General features: G+C 67.9%; 23 protein-coding genes. 17 read left to right on the plus strand and 6 right to left on the minus strand.

Going from position 1 to position 20,612, the window contains the following annotated elements; genetic code table 11:
• The first annotated feature begins 11 nt into the window (after window positions 1-11).
• Genes BST17_RS18370 through BST17_RS18390 form a run of 5 tightly spaced genes read left to right on the plus strand, consistent with a single transcriptional unit; the run spans window position 12 to window position 4,731 of the window.
• Window positions 12-1,577 carry an ABC transporter substrate-binding protein gene (locus BST17_RS18370; RefSeq protein WP_165762298.1) on the plus strand — a complete coding sequence of 522 codons (1,566 nt, stop codon included), beginning with the start codon at window positions 12-14 and terminating at the stop codon, window positions 1,575-1,577.
• Window positions 1,574-2,551 carry an ABC transporter permease gene (locus BST17_RS18375; RefSeq protein WP_109750198.1) on the plus strand — a complete coding sequence of 326 codons (978 nt, stop codon included), beginning with the start codon at window positions 1,574-1,576 and terminating at the stop codon, window positions 2,549-2,551. Before BST17_RS18370 ends, BST17_RS18375 begins: the two co-directional genes overlap by 4 nt.
• A gap of 7 nt (window positions 2,552-2,558) precedes the next feature.
• Window positions 2,559-3,359: an ABC transporter permease gene (locus BST17_RS18380; RefSeq protein WP_083060332.1), complete on the plus strand. Its 801-nt coding sequence runs from the start codon at window positions 2,559-2,561 to the stop codon at window positions 3,357-3,359.
• Window positions 3,353-4,114 (plus strand): ATP-binding cassette domain-containing protein, encoded by a 762-nt coding sequence (locus tag BST17_RS18385; RefSeq protein WP_083060333.1) that lies wholly within the window; start codon window positions 3,353-3,355, stop codon window positions 4,112-4,114. Before BST17_RS18380 ends, BST17_RS18385 begins: the two co-directional genes overlap by 7 nt.
• Window positions 4,111-4,731, plus strand: coding sequence for an ATP-binding cassette domain-containing protein (locus tag BST17_RS18390; RefSeq protein WP_083060334.1), 621 nt, complete (start codon window positions 4,111-4,113; stop codon window positions 4,729-4,731). The genes BST17_RS18385 and BST17_RS18390 overlap by 4 nt, the downstream gene beginning before the upstream one ends.
• Here the strand turns inward: BST17_RS18390 and BST17_RS18395 are convergent.
• On the minus strand, window positions 4,703-5,578 hold the full coding sequence (locus tag BST17_RS18395) for a cyclopropane mycolic acid synthase family methyltransferase (protein WP_083060335.1): 876 nt from the start codon (window positions 5,576-5,578) through the stop codon (window positions 4,703-4,705). The two genes, BST17_RS18390 and BST17_RS18395, sit on opposite strands and share 29 nt — an antisense overlap.
• Before the next feature lie 159 nt (window positions 5,579-5,737).
• Between BST17_RS18395 and lpdA the strand changes: the two genes are divergently transcribed.
• The 3 genes from lpdA to BST17_RS18410 are packed head-to-tail and all read left to right on the plus strand — an operon-like array spanning window position 5,738 to window position 8,554.
• Window positions 5,738-7,132, plus strand: a complete 1,395-nt coding sequence (gene lpdA / locus BST17_RS18400) for a dihydrolipoyl dehydrogenase (RefSeq protein ID WP_083060359.1) — start codon at window positions 5,738-5,740, stop codon at window positions 7,130-7,132.
• Between the two features lie 10 nt (window positions 7,133-7,142).
• Window positions 7,143-7,418, plus strand: coding sequence for a hypothetical protein (locus BST17_RS18405; RefSeq protein WP_407937754.1), 276 nt, complete (start codon window positions 7,143-7,145; stop codon window positions 7,416-7,418).
• Window positions 7,419-7,468: 50 nt separating this feature from the next.
• Window positions 7,469-8,554, plus strand: coding sequence for a GGDEF domain-containing protein (locus tag BST17_RS18410; RefSeq protein WP_083060336.1), 1,086 nt, complete (start codon window positions 7,469-7,471; stop codon window positions 8,552-8,554).
• Between the two features lie 4 nt (window positions 8,555-8,558).
• Here BST17_RS18410 and BST17_RS18415 read toward each other — a convergent pair whose 3' ends face one another.
• On the minus strand, window positions 8,559-9,110 hold the full coding sequence (locus BST17_RS18415) for a carboxymuconolactone decarboxylase family protein (protein ID WP_083060337.1): 552 nt from the start codon (window positions 9,108-9,110) through the stop codon (window positions 8,559-8,561).
• 10 nt (window positions 9,111-9,120) lie between these two features.
• Window positions 9,121-10,548 (minus strand): acetate metabolism transcriptional regulator RamB, encoded by a 1,428-nt coding sequence (gene ramB / locus BST17_RS18420; RefSeq protein ID WP_083060338.1) that lies wholly within the window; start codon window positions 10,546-10,548, stop codon window positions 9,121-9,123.
• A 63-nt stretch (window positions 10,549-10,611) separates the two neighbouring features.
• Here ramB and BST17_RS18425 point away from each other — a divergent pair, with 63 nt between their 5' ends.
• From BST17_RS18425 to BST17_RS18440, 4 genes are all read left to right on the plus strand, one after another.
• Window positions 10,612-11,409: an acyl-[acyl-carrier-protein] thioesterase gene (locus BST17_RS18425; protein WP_109750197.1), complete on the plus strand. Its 798-nt coding sequence runs from the start codon at window positions 10,612-10,614 to the stop codon at window positions 11,407-11,409.
• A 247-nt stretch (window positions 11,410-11,656) separates the two neighbouring features.
• Window positions 11,657-12,943: an isocitrate lyase gene (gene aceA, locus BST17_RS18430; RefSeq protein ID WP_083060340.1), complete on the plus strand. Its 1,287-nt coding sequence runs from the start codon at window positions 11,657-11,659 to the stop codon at window positions 12,941-12,943.
• A 90-nt stretch (window positions 12,944-13,033) separates the two neighbouring features.
• A complete protein-coding gene (locus BST17_RS18435) occupies window positions 13,034-13,897 on the plus strand; it encodes a 3-hydroxybutyryl-CoA dehydrogenase (protein WP_083060341.1) in 864 nt (287 codons plus the stop codon).
• 117 nt (window positions 13,898-14,014) lie between these two features.
• A complete protein-coding gene (locus tag BST17_RS18440) occupies window positions 14,015-14,887 on the plus strand; it encodes a cyclopropane mycolic acid synthase family methyltransferase (RefSeq protein WP_083060342.1) in 873 nt (290 codons plus the stop codon).
• An 81-nt stretch (window positions 14,888-14,968) separates the two neighbouring features.
• On the opposite strand, the gene BST17_RS18445 is transcribed toward BST17_RS18440, so the two are convergent.
• Window positions 14,969-15,841, minus strand: coding sequence for a polyphosphate kinase 2 family protein (locus tag BST17_RS18445; RefSeq protein WP_083060343.1), 873 nt, complete (start codon window positions 15,839-15,841; stop codon window positions 14,969-14,971).
• Between the two features lie 6 nt (window positions 15,842-15,847).
• Window positions 15,848-16,549, minus strand: a complete 702-nt coding sequence (locus BST17_RS18450; RefSeq protein WP_083060344.1) for a TetR/AcrR family transcriptional regulator — start codon at window positions 16,547-16,549, stop codon at window positions 15,848-15,850.
• A gap of 78 nt (window positions 16,550-16,627) precedes the next feature.
• On the opposite strand from BST17_RS18450, the gene BST17_RS18455 reads away from it, so the two are divergent.
• The 5 genes from BST17_RS18455 (at window position 16,628) to BST17_RS18475 (ending at window position 19,808) form a co-directional block, all read left to right on the plus strand.
• Entirely contained in the window at window positions 16,628-17,917 is a 1,290-nt protein-coding gene (locus BST17_RS18455) for a DUF445 domain-containing protein (RefSeq protein WP_083060345.1), read from the plus strand.
• Window positions 17,918-18,003: 86 nt separating this feature from the next.
• Window positions 18,004-18,453, plus strand: coding sequence for a helix-turn-helix domain-containing protein (locus BST17_RS18460; protein WP_083060346.1), 450 nt, complete (start codon window positions 18,004-18,006; stop codon window positions 18,451-18,453).
• Window positions 18,454-18,464: 11 nt separating this feature from the next.
• Window positions 18,465-19,082 (plus strand): heparin-binding hemagglutinin, encoded by a 618-nt coding sequence (locus BST17_RS18465; RefSeq protein ID WP_083060347.1) that lies wholly within the window; start codon window positions 18,465-18,467, stop codon window positions 19,080-19,082.
• A 41-nt stretch (window positions 19,083-19,123) separates the two neighbouring features.
• A complete protein-coding gene (locus BST17_RS18470; protein WP_207573670.1) occupies window positions 19,124-19,405 on the plus strand; it encodes a DUF2516 family protein in 282 nt (93 codons plus the stop codon).
• 4 nt (window positions 19,406-19,409) lie between these two features.
• Complete coding sequence (locus BST17_RS18475) at window positions 19,410-19,808, plus strand: DUF2599 domain-containing protein (RefSeq protein ID WP_083060349.1); 399 nt, start codon at window positions 19,410-19,412, stop codon at window positions 19,806-19,808.
• Here BST17_RS18475 and BST17_RS18480 read toward each other — a convergent pair.
• On the minus strand, window positions 19,805-20,612 hold an 808-nt coding region (locus BST17_RS18480), incomplete at its 5' end, for an LmeA family phospholipid-binding protein (protein ID WP_407937755.1). The two genes, BST17_RS18475 and BST17_RS18480, sit on opposite strands and share 4 nt — an antisense overlap.

Consider the following 20,612-nt stretch of genomic DNA (forward strand, 5'->3'; position numbering starts at 1 on the left):
CAGATGGACACATGAAGGTGCCGGCGACCGTGCTCTGCGCTGTCCTGCTCGCCGGCTGCAGCAGTGCCGCGCCAGGGGCCGCCACCGATCAGATCGTCTTGTCCGACGGATACGAACTCGGCGGCTACAACCCGGTCGACGGCTACGCCGAAACCGGTGTCTCGCCGCTCTATGACGGCCTCTACCGGCCCGCTGCCGATGTCGACGACGTGCTGCCCGACCTGACCCCGGCGCTCGCCGACGCCCCGCCCGAGCCGCTCGGTGAGAACCGGTGGCGGGTGCCGCTGCGGGCCGGGGTGCGGTTCTCCGACGGCAGCGCCCTGGACTCGGCCGATGTCGTGGCGACCTACCGGGCGGTCCGTGACCCGGCGGTGGCATCCCAGATCTCGACCTCGATCGCACCGATCGTGAACCTGGCGGCCGACGGGCCGTCCGCGGTGACCGTCGAACTGAACACCGCCGCCGACCCGCGGCCGTACCTGCTACTGGGCATCCTGCCCACCGAGAAGGTCGAGAGCGGACCCGCCGCGGACTGGGCCGTCAACACCGAGCCGGTCGGCACCGGGCCCTACCGCCTGGAGAGTCTGCGACCCGATCAGGCCGTGATGGTCGCCCGCGACGACTACTGGGGTGCGCCGGCGCAGGTGAAGAGGGTGGTCTACCGCTACACCCCCGACGACAACGCGCGCGCACAGGCGATGGTCTCGGGGGCGGCCGACGGGACGAACCTGCCGCCGCGGCTGCTCGACTCGATCCGGCGCGACGGCATCCAGACGGTGGGCGTGCAGTCCGCGGACTGGCGCGGTATCGCGCTGCCTGCGGGCAACCCGTTCACCGCGGACGTCGCGGCCCGGCTGGCGATGAACATCGGCATCGACCGCGGGGCGCTGGTGCGCGACGTGCTGGCCGGTTACGGGCGCGCGGCCAGCACGCCGGTGGCCGGGGTCTACGGCGCCGCCCACAACCCGGACGCCGAATTCGACTTCGACCCCGACCGCGCCGCCGCGCTGCTGGACGGCGCCGGCTGGCGGACCGGCACCGATGGTGTTCGCGAGAAGAACGGCGCAAAGGCCCGATTCGAGGTGCTCTACAACGCCCAGGACACGCTGCGGCGCGACCTGGCGGTGGCGTATGCGGCGGCGATGACACCGCTGGGCATCGAGGTGCGCCCGCGGGGCAGCAGCTGGGACGAGATCGACACCCGGTTCGGCGACGCCGCCGTCGTGCTCGGCGGTGGGGCGACGCCCTACAGCATCGATCTGCAGGTCCACGACACCCTGCACACCCGGGTGCCGGACTCGTCGCCGTACGCCAACCCGGGGAACTTCACCGCGCCGGGGCTCGACGATCTGCTGACGCGGGCGGCCGCCGCACCCTCGGGTGCGGCCAAGGATGCGCTGTACCGCGAGGTCCAGACCAGCTATGCCGCCGCCCCGTCGCAGGTGTTCCTGGTCTTCCTCAACCACGCCTACGCCTACCGCGACCTCGGTTGGCGCCAGAGCGCGCCGATCCTGGAACCGCACTCCCACGGAGTCGGTTGGGGACCGTGGTGGGCCGTCGCATCCTGGCGACGATGAGCCGCCCGGCCGCGGTGCGGTTGCTCGGCGTCCGCGCCGCGATCGCGCTACCGCTGACCGTCGCCATCTCGGCGGCGATGTTCTGGGTGGCCGCGCGCTCGCCGTTCGATCCACTGGCCGGCCGGCTGGGCGGAAACTACCAGTTCGCCACCGAATCGCAGCGGGCGGCGATGCGCGAGGCCTACGGCACCGACGTCCCGTGGTGGCAGGCCTGGTGGCAGTGGATCGGCGGGGTGGCCCGCGGTGATCTGGGCTTCTCCTCCACGCAGTCCCTGCCCGTCACCACGGTGCTGGCCGAACGCCTGCCGTTCACGCTGGTGCTCTCCGGGGCGGCGCTGGTGACGGCCACCGTCTTGGCGATCCTGCTGGGCTGTGTCGCCGGCATGCGCCGCGGCGGGTGGGTGGACCGGCTGTGCACCGGGCTCGCGGTCGTGTTCGCCGCCGTCCCGCCGTTCGTGGTGGCGATGGCGCTGGTGCTGATCTTCGCGATCGGCCTGCGCTGGCTGCCCGCCGCGGGGGCGGTGGCGCCCGGGGCCGAGTACACCGAGACCGGCATGCTCCCGTACGCGGTGCTGCCGTGGGTGGCGCTGACCGTCTCCCAGCTCCCCTGGTTGCTGCTGACCACGCGCACCGCGGTGGTGGCAGGCGTGCAATCCGATGCGGTGCGTGCGGCGCGGGCACGCGGGGTGCACTCCGTGGCGCTGCTGCGAGGGCACGTGGCGCCGGTGTCGGTGCTGCCCACGCTGGCGCTGCTGGGCACCCGGCTGCCCGAACTCATCGCCGGCGCGGCGGTGGTGGAGACCGTGTTCGGATGGCCGGGGATGGCCGCGGTATTGGTGGAATCTGCTGCCGCACTGGACTTTCCGTTACTCGCGGCGCTGACGGTCGGTGCCGCACTGGCGGTGCTGGCCGGGTCGGCGCTGTCCGACGCGGCTGCGGTCGCGATCGATCCACGGGTCCGGATGCGAGCGTGAGCGCAGCATGTCGATGAAGTGGCCGTCGATCACGCTGGCGAGCATCGCGCTGGCCGCGCTGGTCATCCCGCTGCTCGCCGGTGAGCAGGTGGCCGACTTCTCCGCCGCGTTGCGCCCGCCGGGCGCGGCGCACCCGGCGGGGACCGATCACTTCGGGTACGACCTGCTGGTCCGCACCGCCGAGGGTCTGCGGGTGTCGCTGCTGATCGCGGCGGTGTGCGCGGTGGTGGCCACCCTGCTGGGACTGCTGATCGGGGTTGTCGCGGCGACGCTCGGCGGCTGGTTCGACGCGGTGGTGATGCGGTTGGTCGACGGGTTCAACGCGCTGCCGCACCTGGTCGTCGGCATCGTCATCGCCGCCATGTGGCGCGGGGCGCCGCTGGCGATCATCGCCTCCATCGCGCTGACCCACTGGCCCGCGGTGGCCCGGGTGGTGCGCGCCGAACTGCTCGCGGTGGCCGACGCCGGCTGGGTGCAGACCTCGCGGTTGGCCGGCGCGTCGCGGTGGTTCGTCGCGCGACGGCATCTGATCCCCGCGGTCACCGGCCAGGCATTGGTCGCGATGGTGCTGCTGCTCCCGCACGCGGTCTGGCATGAGTCGACGCTGTCCTTCCTGGGTGTCGGGTTGTCCCCGGACCGGGCCAGCCTCGGCACCCTGCTCAGCCAGGCCCGCGGTGACATCCTGACCGGGGCGTGGTGGACGTTGGCGGTGCCGGCCGCCGCGTTGGTCGGCACCGCCCTGGCCTTCGCCGCCGTCGGTGCCGGCGCACGCAACCGGCACCGTCCTCCGGTGGGGCAGGTGTGGTGAACGGCCGGGCGGCCGGACTGTCCGGCCTGACGGTCGACATCGCGATCCGCCGGGGCCGCGGCGCCGACCGGGTCCGGGTGCTCGACGCCGTCGACCTGGACGTGCCGGCCGGTGCGGTGACCGCGTTGGTCGGCGAGTCCGGCTGTGGCAAGTCCCTGGTGGCCGCGGCGCTGGCCGGGCTGCTGCCGCCCGGGTCGACGGTCACCGGCCGGGTGTCGGTCGGCGGTGTCGAGCTGGGTCACGCCGACGAGAAGCGCTGGCGCCTGCTACGCGGCAGGCACATCGGTGTGGTGCCGCAATCGGCGGCGACCTCGTTCACCCCGGTCCGCACGCTGGGGTCCCAGCTCGCCGAGATCTGCGCGCGGCTGGGCGCCGACCGGTCTCCGGAACGTCTGTGCGAGACGGTCGCGCTGCCGTCGGACGCGCTGCACCGCTACCCGTTCGAACTGTCCGGCGGGATGGCCCAGCGCGCCGCGATCGCCGCGGCACTGGCAGGCCGCCCGCGACTGCTGCTGGCCGACGAGCCGACCTCGGCGTTGGACCCGGCCAACGCCGCGCACATCTGGCGGCTGCTCGGGGCGGCGGCCGAGGCCGGGGCCGGCGTGCTGGTGATCACCCACGATGTGCCGTCGCTGCGGCGGGCGGCGGTGTGCGCCGATATCGCGGTGATGCGGCGCGGTGCGGTGCTCGGCCGGTGGCCGTTCGGTGCGGCGCAGCGCAGCGCGGACCCCTACGTCGAGGCGCTGCTGGCATGAGTGATGTTTGCGCGCAACAGATCACGGTGCGTTTCGGTAGCCGGACGGTGCTCGACGCCGTCGACCTGGAGGCCCCTGCCGGCGCGATTTCCGGGGTGGGCGGCCCCTCGGGCAGCGGCAAGACGACCTTGCTGCGGGTGCTGGCCGGATTGCAGCAACCCGACGCCGGCCGGGTGCGCTACGGGACGGAACCGGTACCGGGCAAGGGGGCCGTGGCGCTGCTGGCCCAGCATCCCCGGCTGGTCTGCAATCCACGCTGGACGTTGCGCCAGATCATCGCCGAACCGGCGACCATCCGCGGGGCGTCGGCCGGTGTCGACGGGCTCGGCACCCGGGTGGGGCTGGATCCGGATCTGCTGGCCCGCTACCCCGGGCAGGTCAGCGATGGGCAGCTGCAGCGGGCCTGTCTGGCCCGGGTGCTGGCCCAGGCCGCGGGCGTCGTGCTGTGTGACGAGCCCACATCGATGCTGGATCCGATCGCCGCGGCCGCGGTGGCGGCCCTACTGCGCGAGATCGCCGCCGCCGGCGCGGCGGTGGTCCTGGTCAGTCACGACCCGGACCTGCTCGCCCCGGTGGCCGACCGGACGATCAGCCTTGCGCGCCCTTCGCCAGGGTGAACTGCACGACGTCGATCTGGCCGTTGCGGAACAGGTTGGCGCAGCCGACGAGGTACTTCATGTACCGGTCGTAGACCTCCTGGGACTGGATCTCGATGGCTTCGGCGCGCCGGGCCTCCAGCGCCTCGGCCCACCGGTCCAACGTGATGGCGTAGTGCGGCTGCAGGGAATGCTCACGGGTGAGGGTGAAGCCGCCCTCGGTCGCGTAGTCCTTGACCATGTCGATCGACGGCAGCCGACCACCCGGGAAGATCTCCTCGGCGATGAACTTCGCGAAGCGGATGCCCTCCATCGTCAGCGGCAGCCCCTTGGCCTCGGCGGCCTCGCGGCTGTAGTTGCAGATGCTGTGCAGCAGCATCACGCCGTCATCGGGCAACGCCTCATAGGTCATCCGGAAGAAGTCGCGGTAGCGGTCGAATCCGAAGTGCTCGAAGGCGCCGATGGACACGATGCGGTCGACGGGTTCGCTGAACTGCTCCCAGCCCTGCAGCAGCACCCGACGGTCGCGGGCGGAGTCCATCTCGTCGAAGCGCTTCTGCACGTGGGCGGCCTGATTCTTGGACAGGGTCAGCCCCACGACGTTGACGTCGTACTTCTCCACCGCTCGGCGCATCGTGGCGCCCCAGCCGCAGCCGATGTCGAGCAGCGTCATGCCTGGTTGGAGGCCGAGTTTGCCGAGAGCGAGGTCGATCTTGGCGTACTGGGCCTCTTCCAGCGTCATGCCGTCGCGCTCGAAGTAAGCGCAGCTGTAGGTCTGGGTGGGGTCGAGGAACAACTTGAAAAACTCATCTGACAAGTCGTAATGCGCCTGCACATCCTCGAAATGTGGGGTCATATTCTTCGGCATCAAGCTCGCCTTCCTGGTCGAGGAGCGACACATCTAAAGGTATTCGGAACAGCCGGACACCCGGATGGGTTTTTGCTCGACTGGGCGTACCCATCTTGCCCCGCGCCCAATCGCGGTCGCCATCCGGCCCGTCGTGCCACCGGAGATAAGGTGGTGTCCGTGACCCACTATGACGTCGTCGTACTCGGAGCCGGCCCCGGCGGATACGTGGCGGCCATCCGCGCTGCCCAACTCGGCCTCAACACCGCGATCATCGAACCCAAGTACTGGGGCGGCGTCTGCCTGAACGTCGGGTGCATCCCTTCGAAGGCGCTGCTGCGCAACGCCGAACTGGCCCACATCTTCCACAAGGAGGCCAAGACCTTCGGCATCTCCGGGGAGGCCAGCTTCGATTTCGGAGCCGCCTTCGACCGTAGCCGCAAGGTCGCCGACGGTCGCGTCGCCGGCGTGCACTTCCTGATGAAGAAGAACAAGATCACCGAGATCCACGGCTACGGCAAATTCGACGACGCCAACTCGATCACGGTCGACCTGAACGAGGGCGGCACCGAAAAGGTCACCTTCGACAACGCCATCATCGCCACCGGCTCGTCGGTGCGCCTGGTGCCGGGCACCTCGTTGAGCGAGAACGTCGTCACCTACGAGAAGCAGATCATGACCCGCGAGCTGCCCGGGTCGATCATCATCGCCGGCGCCGGTGCCATCGGCATGGAGTTCGCCTACGTGATGAAGAACTACGGCGTCGACGTCACCATCGTCGAGTTCCTGCCGCGTGCGCTGCCCAACGAGGATGCCGAGGTCTCCAAGGAGATCGAGAAGCAGTACAAGAAGCTGGGCGTGAAGATCCTGACCGGCACCAAGGTCGAATCGATCGAGGATTCCGGTAGCGAGGTCACCGTCACGGTGAGCAAGGACGGTAAGACCGACGAGCTCAAGGCCGACAAGGTCCTGCAGGCCATCGGCTTCGCCCCCAACATCGAGGGCTACGGCCTGGAGAACACCGGGGTCGCGCTGACCGAGCGCAAGGCCATCGACATCGACGACCACATGCGCACCAGCGTGCCGCACATCTACGCGATCGGCGATGTCACCAGCAAGTTGCAGCTCGCCCACGTCGCCGAGGCGCAGGGCGTGGTCGCCGCCGAGACCATCGGTGACGCCGAGACGCTGACGCTGGGTGACTACCGGATGATGCCGCGCGCCACGTTCTGCCAGCCGCAGGTGGCCAGCTTCGGCCTCACCGAAGAGCAGGCCCGCGACGAGGGCTACGACGTGAAGGTGGCCAAGTTCCCCTTCACCGCCAACGGCAAGGCGCACGGCCTGGCCGACCCGACCGGCTTCGTCAAGCTGATCGCCGACACCAAGTACGGCGAGCTGCTGGGCGGGCACCTGATCGGTCCGGACGTCTCCGAGCTGCTGCCGGAGCTGACGCTGGCCCAGAAGTGGGATCTCACGGTCAATGAGCTGACCCGCAACGTGCACACCCACCCGACGCTGTCCGAGGCGCTGCAGGAAGCCATCCACGGCCTGGCCGGCCACATGATCAACTTCTGACGGGTAGCGCGTGCCGACCCGGGCAGTGATCGTCGCCGCCATCGGCGGTCTGGTGATCGGCCACATGCTGTGGCTGGTCGCGATCTCGCTGGCGATCAACACCAGCGACGTCGCGTTCTGGGTGCTGGTCGTGTCCGGGGTCATCGCGGTCCTGGCCGCCGGTGTCTCGCTGCTGGGTTGGCGGGCCTACCAGCGCAAGGATCAGGTTCGCACGGCATTCCTCTGGTCGGTGCCGGTCGCGCCGGTGCTGCTGACGCTGACGGTGCTGGCCGTCACCTATCTGTAGCTGTCGACCAGTTCCGGGACGCCGGGTAGCGAATTTGCAAGAATGTCGGTGTGGGCGACGGGGGACGCAGTGACCTGCTCCTTCAGTGGTGGCGCCAGCGTGACGACTACCAGTGGCGAATCGAGTTCCTGCGCAACCGGGGGTTGCTGCCCGTCCTGCGGCAGCTGATCGCGGGCATCGGCGCGGTCATGGGGCTGCTCGCCGCGGTGAACGCGTTCCTCCCGCCGGTCAACGACAGCCCGCTGATCCGGCTGGGCTGGGCGGTGGTGTCGGTCGGTTCGCTGGCCTGGGCGGCGCGCTGGGCCCTGCGCCCCTGGCCGACCGCCCGGGCCTCGGCCGTGCTGGTCGTCTACGTCGATGTGATCATGACGCTGTCGGCGCTGCTGTTCGGCGACCCCAACCTGGCCATGTCGGGCATCCCGATCCTGCTCTGCGCCGGTGGTTACGTGGTGTTCTTCCACGGCCCGCGGCTGCACCTCGCGCACATCCTGTGGTGCGTGGTGTCGGTCGTCGGCATCGCGGTGTGGATGGTGATCGACACCTCCGAGCACGGGCTGCAGGTGGCCGTCTCGCGGGCGGTCATCGCGCTGGCCGTCACGGTGTTCATCCTGCCCGCCCTGCAGTTCGGGTTCTGGCTGCTGCAGGGCAGCTCCATCCAGTCGCTGACCGATCCGCTGACCGAGCTGACCAACCGGCGCGGTGTCGATGTCGCGGTGCGCCGGCTCAACGAGGGCGCGGCCGCGGGCACCGACCTGTGCGCCCTGCTGATCGACGTCGACGGGTTCAAGAGCGTCAACGACAATCTCGGGCACGCGGTCGGCGACGAGGTGCTGATCCGCACCGCGCGGCGCATCCGCGCGAGCGTCTGCCCGCACGCGGTGGTGGTGCGCTGGGGCGGCGAGGAGTTCCTGGTGGTCGATCGCATCTCGGCGGACCAGGTCGTGGGGTTGGCCGAACGGATCCGGGCCGCGGTCGCCGCGCAGGCCGAACCGCCCGTCACCGTCAGCATCGGGGTCGCGGTCTGCACCGAACCCGGGTCGGGTCTGCACGAGGTCATCCCGGCCGCGGACCGGGCGATGTACGAGGCCAAGGCGCTCGGTGGCGACCGGGTGGTGGCCTCGGGCGCCCTGTGCTGAGAGCTCAGTCCGGGAAGTCCAGCGGGATCCGCAGCGTCTCCATGGTGGCGGCCAGTGCATCGTATTGGCCTGCCAGCGTGCAGAATTCGATGATCTGGGCGCGGTTGTAGAGCTTGGACAGCGCGGTCCAGGTCTCGGCCGACATGGACCGGGTGACGACGAACTCGTCGGTGGCGGTGATGAGCACCCGCTGATGCGGGGCCAGTCCCTCGGCGTCGGGACCCTCGAAGATGGCCGCCTGGATATCGGCCTTGAGGCCGCGGCTGCGCGCCAGCCGACGGTGCTGCTGCAGCTCGTACTCGCAGTTACGCAGGTGCCCCACCCGCAGGATCACCAGTTCGGCATCCTTGCGGTCCAGCTTGCCCGCGTAGAGCAGGTAGCCCGAGAACGGCAGCCAGGCCAGGAACAGCAGCCGGTGCTGGCCCAGCACGTTGAACAGGTGGAACTTGGGGGCCCGGATACCGCGGGCGCCCGCCTTGGCGATGGCCCAGTTCAACGGGCCGAGCTCACGGAATCCGCCGGGCGGGATACGGGCAGGGGCGGTGTCGGCGCTCACGGACCCGAGTCTAGGTACTGCGCACCAGATACGGGGACACCGTGCTGCGGTGCTCGTCGAGGTCGAGCGCCTTGCCCAGTGCGGGGAAGGCCCGCTGCGGGCAGTTGTCGCGCTCGCAGACCCGGCAGCCCGCACCGATCGGGGTGGCCGAGATGTTGGGGTCACCGGCCAGATCCAGCCCCTCGGAGTAGACCAGCCGGTGCGCGTGGCGCAGCTCGCAGCCCAGCCCGATCGCGAACGTCTTGCCGGGCTGGCCGTAGCGCGCCGCGCGGCGCTCCACGGTGCGGGCCACCCACATGTAGTTGCGGCCGTCGGGCATCTGGGCGATCTGCACCAGGATCTTGCCGGGGTTGGCGAAGGTCTCGTAGACGTTCCACAGCGGGCAGGTGCCGCCGCTGGAGGAGAAGTGGAAACCGGTCGCGGACTGGCGCTTCGACATGTTGCCGGCCCGGTCCACCCGCACGAAGGACAGCGGCACCCCGCGCATGTCGGGCCGTTGCAGGGTGGACAGTCGGTGCGCGATGGTCTCGTAGGACACCGCGTAGAACGCCGAGAGCCGCTCGACGTCATAGCGGAAGGATCCGGCGATCTCGTGAAATTGCCGGTAGGGCAACACGATTGCGGCGGCGAAATAGTTGGCCAGGCCCAGCCGGGCCAGCGTGCGGGACTCGTCGCTGGTGAAGTGGCCGTCGTCGACCAGTTTGTCGACCAGGTCGCCGAACTCCAGCAATCCCAGTTCGGCGGCCAGCTTGAAGACGAACTGGCCGCTGGACAGGTGCCCGCCGACCTCCAGGGTCCGGGTCTGCGGGTCGAAGCGGTGCAGCACACCCTCGCCCAGGTCGATGCGCCGCACGATGCGCACCCCGTGGACCCGGGTCAGCCGGTCGGACAGCTCGCGGGTCAGCTCGGCCCGGTGCATGCGCATCCGGATGGTGAGATCCTCTGCGGCGGTGTCGAGTTCGTGCAGATAGTTCTGACGTTGGTAGAAATAGTCGCGCACCTCTTCGTGCGGCATGGTGATGGCACCGGAGCCGGACTCGGATGCACTGAACCGGCCCTCGGTGGCGGCGGCCAGCTGGGTGGTGGTGAGCCGATAGCGCTGGTGCAGGCTGACCATGGCCCGGGCGATGGCGGGATGGGCGCTGACGACGTCGGCGAGCTCGGCCGGGTCGATGTCGATGTCGAGATCGCGGTCCAGGGTGACCTCGCGCAGTTCGGCAACCAGCCGGGTGTCGTCCTGGGAGGCGAAGAAGCCGGCGTCCACGCCGAACACCTCGGTGATGCGCAGCAGCACCGACACGGTCAGGGGCCGGACGTCATGCTCGATCTGGTTGAGGTAGCTGGGGGAGATGTCGAGCATCTGCGCCAGGGCGGCCTGGCTGAAGCCGCGTTCCCGGCGGAGCTGCCGAACCCGGGATCCGACGAAGGTCTTGGCCACCTGTCCAGGGTAATGACCGTTGCAAAGGTTGGCTTTGCATTCTTCGCAGACCATATTGGAACCATGACCGGCTTGGCCAAGACGATGATGCCCGTACCCGATCCGCACCCCGACGTGTTCGACACGCAGTGGCCGTTGCGCGTCGCCGATGTGGACCGGACCGGCAGGCTCAAATTCGACGCGGCCACCCGGCACATCCAGGACATCGGCTCGGATCAATTGCGTGAGATGGGTTATGAGGAGACCCATCCGCTGTGGATCGTCCGCCGCACCATGGTCGATCTGGTCGAGCCGATCGAGTTCAAGGACACGCTGCGGTTGCGGCGGTGGTGTTCGGGAACATCGAACCGCTGGTGTGAGATGCGGGTCCGGATCGACGGACGCCGTGGCGGACTGATGGAATCCGAGGCCTTCTGGATCAACATCAACCGCGAGACCCAGGGGCCGGCCCGTATCTCCGATGACTTCCTGGCCGGGTTGCAACGCACCACCGACGTCAACCGGCTGCGCTGGAAGGCCTACCTGAGCGCCGGTGCCCGCGACGACGCCGAGGAGATCCGCCGCTACCCGGTGCGGGTCAGCGATATCGACATCTTCGACCACATGAACAACTCGGTGTACTGGAGCGTCGTCGAGGACTTCCTGGGAACGCGCCCGGATCTGGTGCAGCGCCCCCTGCGGGTGACCATCGAGCACGATCTGCCGGTGGCACTCGGCGACGACCTGGAGATCATCAGGCACACCTACCCGGCCGGTTCGACCGACAAATTCGGCGCCGAGCTCGCCGACCGGACTGTTACAACGCTCACATATGCCGTCGGCGACGAGACAAAAGCGGTCGCGGCGATCTTCCCGCGGTGATCGCCGAGTTTTAACAGTACGGGCGTACTGACCAGCGCAAACCGGCTACCGGCCAGTAAGTTCTGAACCGGTAAAGCACTCGACATGATTTGCAAACTTAACAACTTGGCATGACGGGTTGGAGAAAGTTGGCAAGTTAAACGGGTGGACCTGCGGATATGTGATGAGGCATCCTCGGTTTATCAGCTCAGCGAAACCGCTGCAGCGTTAACAAAAAACCGATTGCCACATCGATTAGGGAGCAGCCATGTCCACCGTTGGCACGCCGAAGAGCCCGGAGCAGATCCAGCACGATTGGGACCACAACCCCCGCTGGAAGGGCATCACCCGCACCTACACCCCCGCCGACGTCGTCGCGCTGCAGGGCACCGTCGTCGAGGAGAACACCCTGGCCCGCCGCGGCGCCGAGGTGCTGTGGGACCAGCTGCACGAACTCGACTACGTCAACGCGCTGGGCGCGCTGACCGGTAACCAGGCCGTCCAGCAGGTCCGTGCCGGCCTCAAGGCCATCTACCTGTCGGGTTGGCAGGTCGCCGGTGACGCGAACCTGTCCGGCCACACCTACCCCGACCAGAGCCTCTACCCGGCCAACTCGGTGCCGCAGGTCGTCCGTCGCATCAACAACGCGCTGATGCGCGCCGACCAGATCGCCAAGGTGGAGGGTGATCGCTCGGTGGAGAACTGGCTGGCCCCGATCGTCGCCGACGGCGAGGCCGGTTTCGGTGGCGCGCTCAACGTCTACGAGCTGCAGAAGGCCATGATCGCGGCCGGTGTCGCCGGTTCGCACTGGGAGGACCAGCTGGCTTCGGAGAAGAAGTGCGGCCACCTCGGTGGCAAGGTGCTGATCCCGACCCAGCAGCACATCCGCACCCTGACCTCGGCCCGCCTCGCGGCTGACGTGGCTGACGTTCCCACCCTGGTCATCGCCCGCACCGATGCCGAGGCCGCCACCCTGATCACCTCCGATGTCGACGAGCGCGATCAGCCGTTCATCACCGGTGACCGCACCGCCGAGGGCTTCTACCGCGTGAAGAACGGCCTGGAGCCGTGCATCGCCCGCGCCAAGGCCTACGCGCCGTACGCCGACCTGATCTGGATGGAGACCGGCACCCCGGACCTCGAGCTGGCCAAGAAGTTCGCCGAGGGCGTCAAGAGCGAGTTCCCGGACCAGATGCTGTCCTACAACTGCTCGCCGTCGTTCAACTGGAAGCAGCACCTCGACGACGACACCATCGCCAAGTTCCAGCGCGAGCTGGGCGCGATGGGCTTCAAGTTCCAGTTCATCACGCTGGCCGGCTTCCACGCCCTGAACTACTCGATGTTCGACCTGGCCCACGGCTACGCCCGTGAGCAGATGAAGGCCTACGTCGAGCTGCAGGAGCGCGAGTTCGCCGCCGAGGAGCGCGGTTACACCGCCACCAAGCACCAGCGCGAGGTCGGTGCCGGCTACTTCGACAAGATCGCCACCACCGTGGACCCGACCAGCTCGACCACCGCGCTGGCCGGTTCGACCGAAGAGGGTCAGTTCCACTGAACGCGCCGTAGGCACGTGTTGATAACGTCAGGCCCCGTCCGTGCATTCGGGCGGGGCCTGACGCCGTATCGGGAGTCTGAGGGAGAGCGGATGAGTACGGAACGGATCGAGCGGGTCGGCGTCGTCGGCGCCGGACAGATGGGCGGCGGTATCGCCGAGGTGTGCGCCAAGGCGGGCGCCCAGGTGATCGTCTACGAGCCCGCCGCCGAGTACCTGGACGCCGGCAAGGCACGGATCACCGCCTCGCTGGAACGGGCCGCGGCCAAGGGCAAGCTCAGCGAGGCCGACCGCGATGCGGCGCTGGCGCGACTGTCCTTCACCACCGATCTCGGTGAGTTCGCCGACCGCCAGTTGGTCATCGAGGCGATCATCGAGGACGACAAGGTCAAGACGAAGGTCTTCGCCGAGCTCGACGCCATCGTCACCGATCCCGACGCGGTGTTGGCATCGAACACGTCCAGCATCCCGATCATGAAGATCGCGGCGGCGACCAAGAACCCGCAGCGTGTGCTCGGGCTGCACTTCTTCAACCCGGTGCCGGTGCTGCCGCTGGTCGAGTTGATCTCCACGCTGGTCACCAGCGACGCCGCGCTCGCGCGGGTCGAGCAGTTCGCCGGGGAGGCCCTCGGCAAGCAGGTCGTGCGCTGCGGGGACCGGTCCGGTTTCGTGGTCAACGCGCTGCTGGTGCCCTACCTGCTCGCGGCGATCCGCATGGTGGAGAGTGGTTTTGCCTCCGTCGAGGACGTCGACAAGGCGGTGGTCGGCGGACTGTCGCATCCGATGGGCCCGCTGCGGCTGTCGGATCTGGTGGGCCTGGACACGCTCAAGCTGATCGCGGACAAGATGTACGAAGAGTTCAAGGAGCCCCTGTACGGTCCGCCGCCGCTGTTGTTGCGGATGGTCGAGGCCGGTCAGCTCGGTAAGAAGTCGGGGCAGGGCTTCTACACTTACTGAGGTCAACTAAGATGTTAGCCAGGCTAAATGAGGTAGAGTCATCCAATGCGGTGTGGGGGCACCGGGTCATCGGTCCCTCACGCATCAAATGTGGTCGACACCAGGGGTTGCTTTCGTATGTCAAAGGTTGAGTCCGAGTTGGAGCCGTACTACGAGGAGTCGCAGTCCATCTACGACATCTCCAACGACTTCTTCGCACTGTTCCTCGGGCCCACCATGGGCTACACCTGTGGCTATTACGAGCGCGAGGACATGAACCTCGACGAGTCGCAAAACGCCAAGTTCGACCTGGCGCTGGGCAAACTCGCCCTGGAGCCCGGTATGACCCTGCTGGACATCGGGTGCGGCTGGGGCGGCGCGTTGGAGCGCGCGCTCACCCAGTTCGACGTGAACGTCATCGGTATCACGCTGAGCAAGGCGCAGTCCGAGTACGCCCGTGAGCGGCTGGCCAAGATCGACACCAACCGCAGCATCGACATCCGGCTGCAGGGCTGGGAGGAGTTCGACGAGCCCGTCGACCGCATCGTGTCCATCGGTGCGTTCGAAGCGTTCAAGGCCGAGCGCTACCCGCTGTTCTTCGAGCGGGCCTACAACATCCTGCCCAGCGACGGCCGGATGCTGCTGCACACCATCCTGGCCCACACCCAGGAGTTCTTCCGCACCAACGGCATCAAGGTCACCCTCAGTGACCTGAAGTTCATGAAGTTCATCGGTGAGGAGATCTTCCCGGGCGGACAGCTGCCCGCCGTCGAGGACATCGAGAAGCTGGCCGCCGATTCGGGCTTCGATCTGCAGCGCATCCACCTGCTGCAGCCGCATTACGCCCGCACCCTGGACATGTGGGCGGCCAATCTGGAAGCGGCCAAGGACGAGGCAATCGCCATGCAGGGCCAGGAGGTCTACGACCGGTACATGAAGTACCTGGTCGGGTGCGCCGACTTCTTCCGCCGCGGCATCACCAACATCGGGCAGTTCACCCTCGTCAAGTAGGGCCGCCCGCCTCGGCGAGACTACGGGTTTTGCCGTCGAATCGCCCGAAACGCGCCACAAACCGTAGTCTCGGCGCCGAAGTCAGGCAGAAGCCAACCGCTTCTTCTCGGCCTCGACGTCGAACTCGGCCGGCGGCCACTGCAGGTCCAGGCTCTTGAGCGCCTCGATCATCAGCTCGAGAACGGCCAACCGGCTGTACCACTTCCGGTTGCACGGCACGATGTACCAGGGCGCGTACTCGGTGGAGGTCTTGTCCAGCATCGCCTGGTACGCCTCCTGATACAGCGGCCATTTCAGCCGCTCGTCGATGTCGGCGGGGTTGTACTTCCAGTATTTGTCCGGGCGATCGAGGCGGTCGGCCAGCCGCTGCTTCTGCTCGTCGAGCGAGACGAACATCGCGACCTTGACGATGGTGGTCCCGGCGTCGACGAGTTCGCGCTCGAACGCGTTGATCTCGTCGTAGCGCGCACCCCAGACATCCGGCGGCACCAGGTTGTGCACGCGCACGATCAGCACGTCCTCGTAGTGTGACCGATCGAAGACGCCGATGTGGCCGGCCGACGGCAACGCCTTGTTGATCCGCCACAAATAGTGGTGCGAAAGCTCCTCGGGTGTGGGCTTGCCGAAGCTGGTGTACTGGATACCCTGCGGATTGCCCGCTCCGACAACGTGTTTGACGATGCCGCCTTTACCGGCGGTGTCCATGCCCTGCAGCACCAGCAGCACCGAACGCCTGTCGCCACTGCGACTGTTGGCGTACAGCATCTCCTGCAGGCCGGCGAACCGCTCACCGCGCTCGGCGGCCAGGGCCGGCGCGTCGGACTTGGAACCGGTGAACCCCGGTGTGGCCTCGGCGTCGATCTCGGAGACCTTGTCCCCGGGCCGGAATCTCAGGTACGAGTGGGGCTCATGGCTCCACAGCTTCGACAGTTCCGAGGTGTTGTCCTGGCTCACAGCATCTCAGTCAAGCAGGTGCGACGGCAGCGTGGGCGAGGGATGGGCCTGCGAGTTGAATTTCTCCAGCGAGCCGCCGACCTCGACGATCCCGCGTAGCGCGCTCCAGGACAGCATTGCCAGATAGTCGATCAGCTGATCGGTGCTCATCCGCGGGTTCGACATCCACGAGTGGGTGGCCAGCTGCACCCCGCCGACGATGTGGAACGCCCACGGCTCCACGCCGCCGGTGTCCATGCCGGCGGCCTGCATCCGGCGGCGCAGCATCACCGCGAGCATGCGGGCGATGATCTGCTCGGAGTCGTTGATGGCCTTGGTGCGAGCCGACGAGTTGTTGGACATCACGAAGCGGTACGGCTCGGGCTCGGCGGCCACGGTGTCCACGTAGACCCGGATGATCTCGCGCACAAGGGCATAGCCGTCGAGGTTGGTCGACAGCGCGGCGGCCATGTTCGGGATCAGGGTGGTCTGGGCGAACCGCATCATCACCGCGGTCGTCAGGTCGTTCTTGTCGACGAAATACCGGTAGAGCACGGTCTTGGAGACGCCGATCTCGGCGGCGATCTCATCCATGCTCACATTGGCGCCACGATGCCGGATGGCCTCCAGCGTGCCGTCGACGAGCTCGTTGCGCCGTTCGACTTTGTGCTGATGCCAGCGCCGTTTACGGCCGTCTGTCTTCACGGCCGCTGAGCTCTGCTGTGCCACAGTCGCGAAATTCCGTTCACTAGGTCGCCTTGATACTACGGTGGACGGGCCGCCGGCGCGGTAGCGGATGATGGTGGGGTGGTACACACGAGTTTCGCTGAATCGCTGGCCGGAGCCGACTCCGCGGCCGATGAAGAACGCCGCGTAGCGCTGCGCCGGATGAAGGGCGTGGCACTGGGATTCCTGGTCGGGGCCACGGTGATCTTCCTGGTGTGCACCTGGCTGCAATCGCGCGGGGCCGCGCCCTGGGTCGGGTATGTCCGGGCCGCCGCGGAGGCGGGAATGGTCGGGGCGCTGGCCGACTGGTTTGCGGTGACCGCACTCTTCAAGCATCCCCTCGGTATCCCGATCCCGCACACCGCGATCATCAAACGCAAGAAAGATCAGCTCGGTGAGGGTCTGGGCACCTTCGTGCGGGAGAACTTCATGTCCGCCGAAGTGATCGCCACCAAGCTCCGCGATGCCGATGTGGCATCCCGCACCGGCAAGTGGCTGGCCGACGAGCGCAACGCCGAACGGGTGGCCGCCGAGGTCTCGACGGTGCTGCGGGTGCTGGTGGAGATGCTGCGCGACGAGGACGTCCAGCAGGTGCTGGACCGGATGATCGTCAAGCGCATCGCCGAACCGAAGTGGGGCCCGCCGATCGGCCGGGTGCTGACCAGTCTGCTCGACGAGGGCAGGCAGGAGGCGCTGATCCAGCTGCTGGCCGATCGCGCCTTCCAGTGGTCGCTGAACTCCGGTGAGGTCATCGAGCGGGTGATCGAGCGGGATTCGCCCACCTGGTCGCCACGCTGGGTCGATCACCTCGTCGGTGACCGCATCCACCGGGAGTTGATGGACTTCACCGACAAGGTGCGCCGCGATCCCAACCACGAGCTGCGTCGCTCGGCCACCAAGTTTCTCTTCGAGTTCGCCGCCGACCTGCAGAACGACGATGCGACGATTCAGCGCGCCGAGAACGTCAAGGAACAGATCATGGCGCGCGACGAGGTGGCCCGTGCCGCCGAGACGGCCTGGGGCGCGGCCAAGCGGATCCTGCTGGAGAACGTCGAGGATCCGTCTTCGACGCTGCGCGCCCGGGTGGCCGACACCGTGGTCCGCATCGGGGAGTCGCTGCGCGACGATGCCGAGCTGCGCGGCAAGGTCGACGCCTGGATCATCCGGGGCGCCCAGCACCTCGTTTCCCAGTATGGGACGGAGATCACAGCCATCATCACGGAGACGATCGAGCGCTGGGACGCCGACGAGGCGAGCCGCCGGATCGAGCTCCATGTGGGCCGTGACCTGCAGTTCATCCGGATCAACGGCACCGTGGTGGGGTCGTTGGCCGGCTTGGCCATCTACACGGTGGCCCAGCTACTTTTCTGAGACTGCTAGCAGAGTGCTTGCAATAGTTAGCACTCCGTGTTTACCGTTGATTCGTCAGCCACAAACCGACGGATCGAGGGACCATCATGACGCAGGACGAAAATCTTGCCGGCGTCGTGGTCAACGCTGCCTCTGATATCGGCAGCTACATCCGGACCCAACGCGAGGCGGCGCAGGTGTCGGTGCGCCAACTCGCGGAGAAGGCCGGAGTCAGCAACCCCTATCTCAGCCAGATCGAGCGGGGGCTGCGCAAACCGTCGGCTGATGTGCTCAATCAGATCGCCAAGGCACTGCGTGTGTCCGCCGAGGTGCTCTACGTGCAGGCCGGGATCCTCGAACCCAGCGAGGGCAGCAAAGTCCGCGACGCGATCGTCACCGATACCGCGATCACCGAACGGCAGAAGCAGGTGCTGCTCGACATCTACACGTCGTTCTGTCAGCAGAACGAAGCGGAAGCCGAAGCCGAGGCCGCAGCGGCCGACGCCGGACAGCTCGACACCGCAGACGCGCCAGCCGCGCAACCGTCCACTATCTGAAAGGAAACGCCATGTCTGAGAAGAACCAGCCCACCATCGAAGACCTCAAGGCCCCGCTGCTCGCCGCGGTCGGCGCCGCCGACCTGGCCCTGGCCAAGGTCAACGAGATCGTCGAGACCCTGCGCGACCGCGCCGGCGACGCCCGCACCGACGCCGGCACCCGCGTCGAGGAAAGCCGGGCCCGGCTGACCAAGCTGCAGGAGGACCTGCCCGGCCAGTTCGACGAGCTGCGCGACAAGCTGACCCCCGAGGAGCTGCGCAAGCTGGCCGACAAGTACGCCGACGAGGCGCAGAGCCAGTACAACAAGCTGGTCGAGCGCGGTGAGGCCGCCCTGGAGCGACTGCGCAACCAGCCCGCGCTGGAAGAGGCCGCCTCGCGCGTCGAAGAGGTCACCGACCAGGCCGTCGAGCTGACCCAGGATGCGCTGGGCACCGTCGCCAGCCAGACCCGCGCGGTCGGCGAGCGGGCCGCCAAGCTGGTCGGCGTGGAGCTGCCCAAGCGTGCCGAGCAGGCCGCCCCGGCCAAGGCCGCCCCGGCCAAGAAGGCTCCGGCAAAGAAGGCGCCGGCCAAGAAGGCGGCCGCCCCGGCCGCCAAGAAGGCCCCGGCCAAGAAGGTCACCCAGAAGTAGGTTCGCCAACTTCGATGGCACCCGCCTAGGCTGCAAGTGTGATGCTTGCAAACCTGGCGGGTGCCATTCTTTTTGGCCTGGGCATTCTGGTGGCCCTCGTGGGGCTGTACTCGTTCATCCATGCTGCGATGCAGCGACCGGACGCCTACACGGCGGCGGGCAAGCTGACCAAGCCGGTGTGGCTGTTGATCCTGGGCGCCGGCGTCGCGCTGAGCCTGTTGATCAGCGGTGGCTTCGGTGCCGCCATCGGCGCCTGCGCGGCGGGTGTCTATCTGGTCGACGTCCGGCCCAAGCTGCTGGAGATCCAGGGAAAGTCGCGCTGACCCGATGCGGAGACACCTCGCGGCCACCACACTCTGCGCGGCCGGGCTGCTGCTCGGCGCGCCGGTAGCGCATGCCGAGCCCGCCTATATCGACCACACCGAGTGGGTGCAGTGGGGCGACCTGAAGAGCCTGCGGGTCTACCCGACCGCGGTGGGCCGGGCGCAGGCGGCGGTCCCGGGCACCCAGCCGCAGCAGGATCAGGCCTGGGCGGAGGTGTTGGCGTTCGCCCCGGAGGCCGACATCGCGGGTATGCAGTCCCAGTTCAACTGCCACTGGCAGTTCGCCGAGTTCGTCGAGCCCGGCAAGACAAGCTGGAATCTCGAACCGTGGCGACCCGTCGTCACCGACGCCGAGCTGGTGGCCGCCGGGTGCAACCCCGGCGGCAGCGAGGAACCCTTCTAGGGCAACCCGGCGAAGCAGGGATCGCCGCCGTCACCGCTGCGTCCCGGCGGCATGGTGGCGTTGCGGGTCGAGAACTTGGCGACCACACCGGTATCGGTGACCTCGACGCTGTCGGCGTGGATACCCATCGGGTAGTTCTCGGTCATCTGGGTGAGGAACGCGTCGAGTGCCGGCTGGACGCTCTCGCGCGGCAGCACGAAGCCCAATCCGGTCAGCTGCTCGACGGTCAGCGTCAGCTCCTGGTTACGCACCTCGGGCTTGGCCACGATGCTGCCGAGCGTGCCCTGCAGCTCCACGGTCCCGTCGCTGGGGTTGGTGGTCACCCCGTTGACGAAGCTGCCGATCAGCGGCACGGCGTTCTGGATGGTGCGCTTGATCCCGTCGGCCGACCAGGTGATCGTCGCGTCCAGGGCGCCGACGGTGCCCGGGGACTCCGGGTTGCCGGTCACCCGCACGTCGTTGATGACGATCTCGGCCTTCATCCCCTCGGCCTCACGGATGCGGTTGCCCGCCGTGGTCGCGGTGATGTTGTTGTAGTTCTTGGCGAAGTGCTGCAGCAGGAACGGCCGCGGGCCGAAGGACACGTCGACGTTGTCCTGCACGACGCAGGAGGTGACCCGCGAGACGGTGTCATCGGCGATCTTGCGGGCGATCAACTCGGCGCCGACGGCGCCGGCCAGCGCCAGCGCACCGACGATCACCACCACCAGCACGATCGACAGCGGATCGCGGAAAAGGCGCTTGACCTTGTCCGACAGCGACGATTTCGGCTCAGTCGGCTCGTCGAGCGGCGGGGGTGGGGGC

Source organism: Mycolicibacterium bacteremicum (genome assembly GCF_002086115.1).
GTDB classification, from domain to species: domain Bacteria; phylum Actinomycetota; class Actinomycetes; order Mycobacteriales; family Mycobacteriaceae; genus Mycobacterium; species Mycobacterium bacteremicum.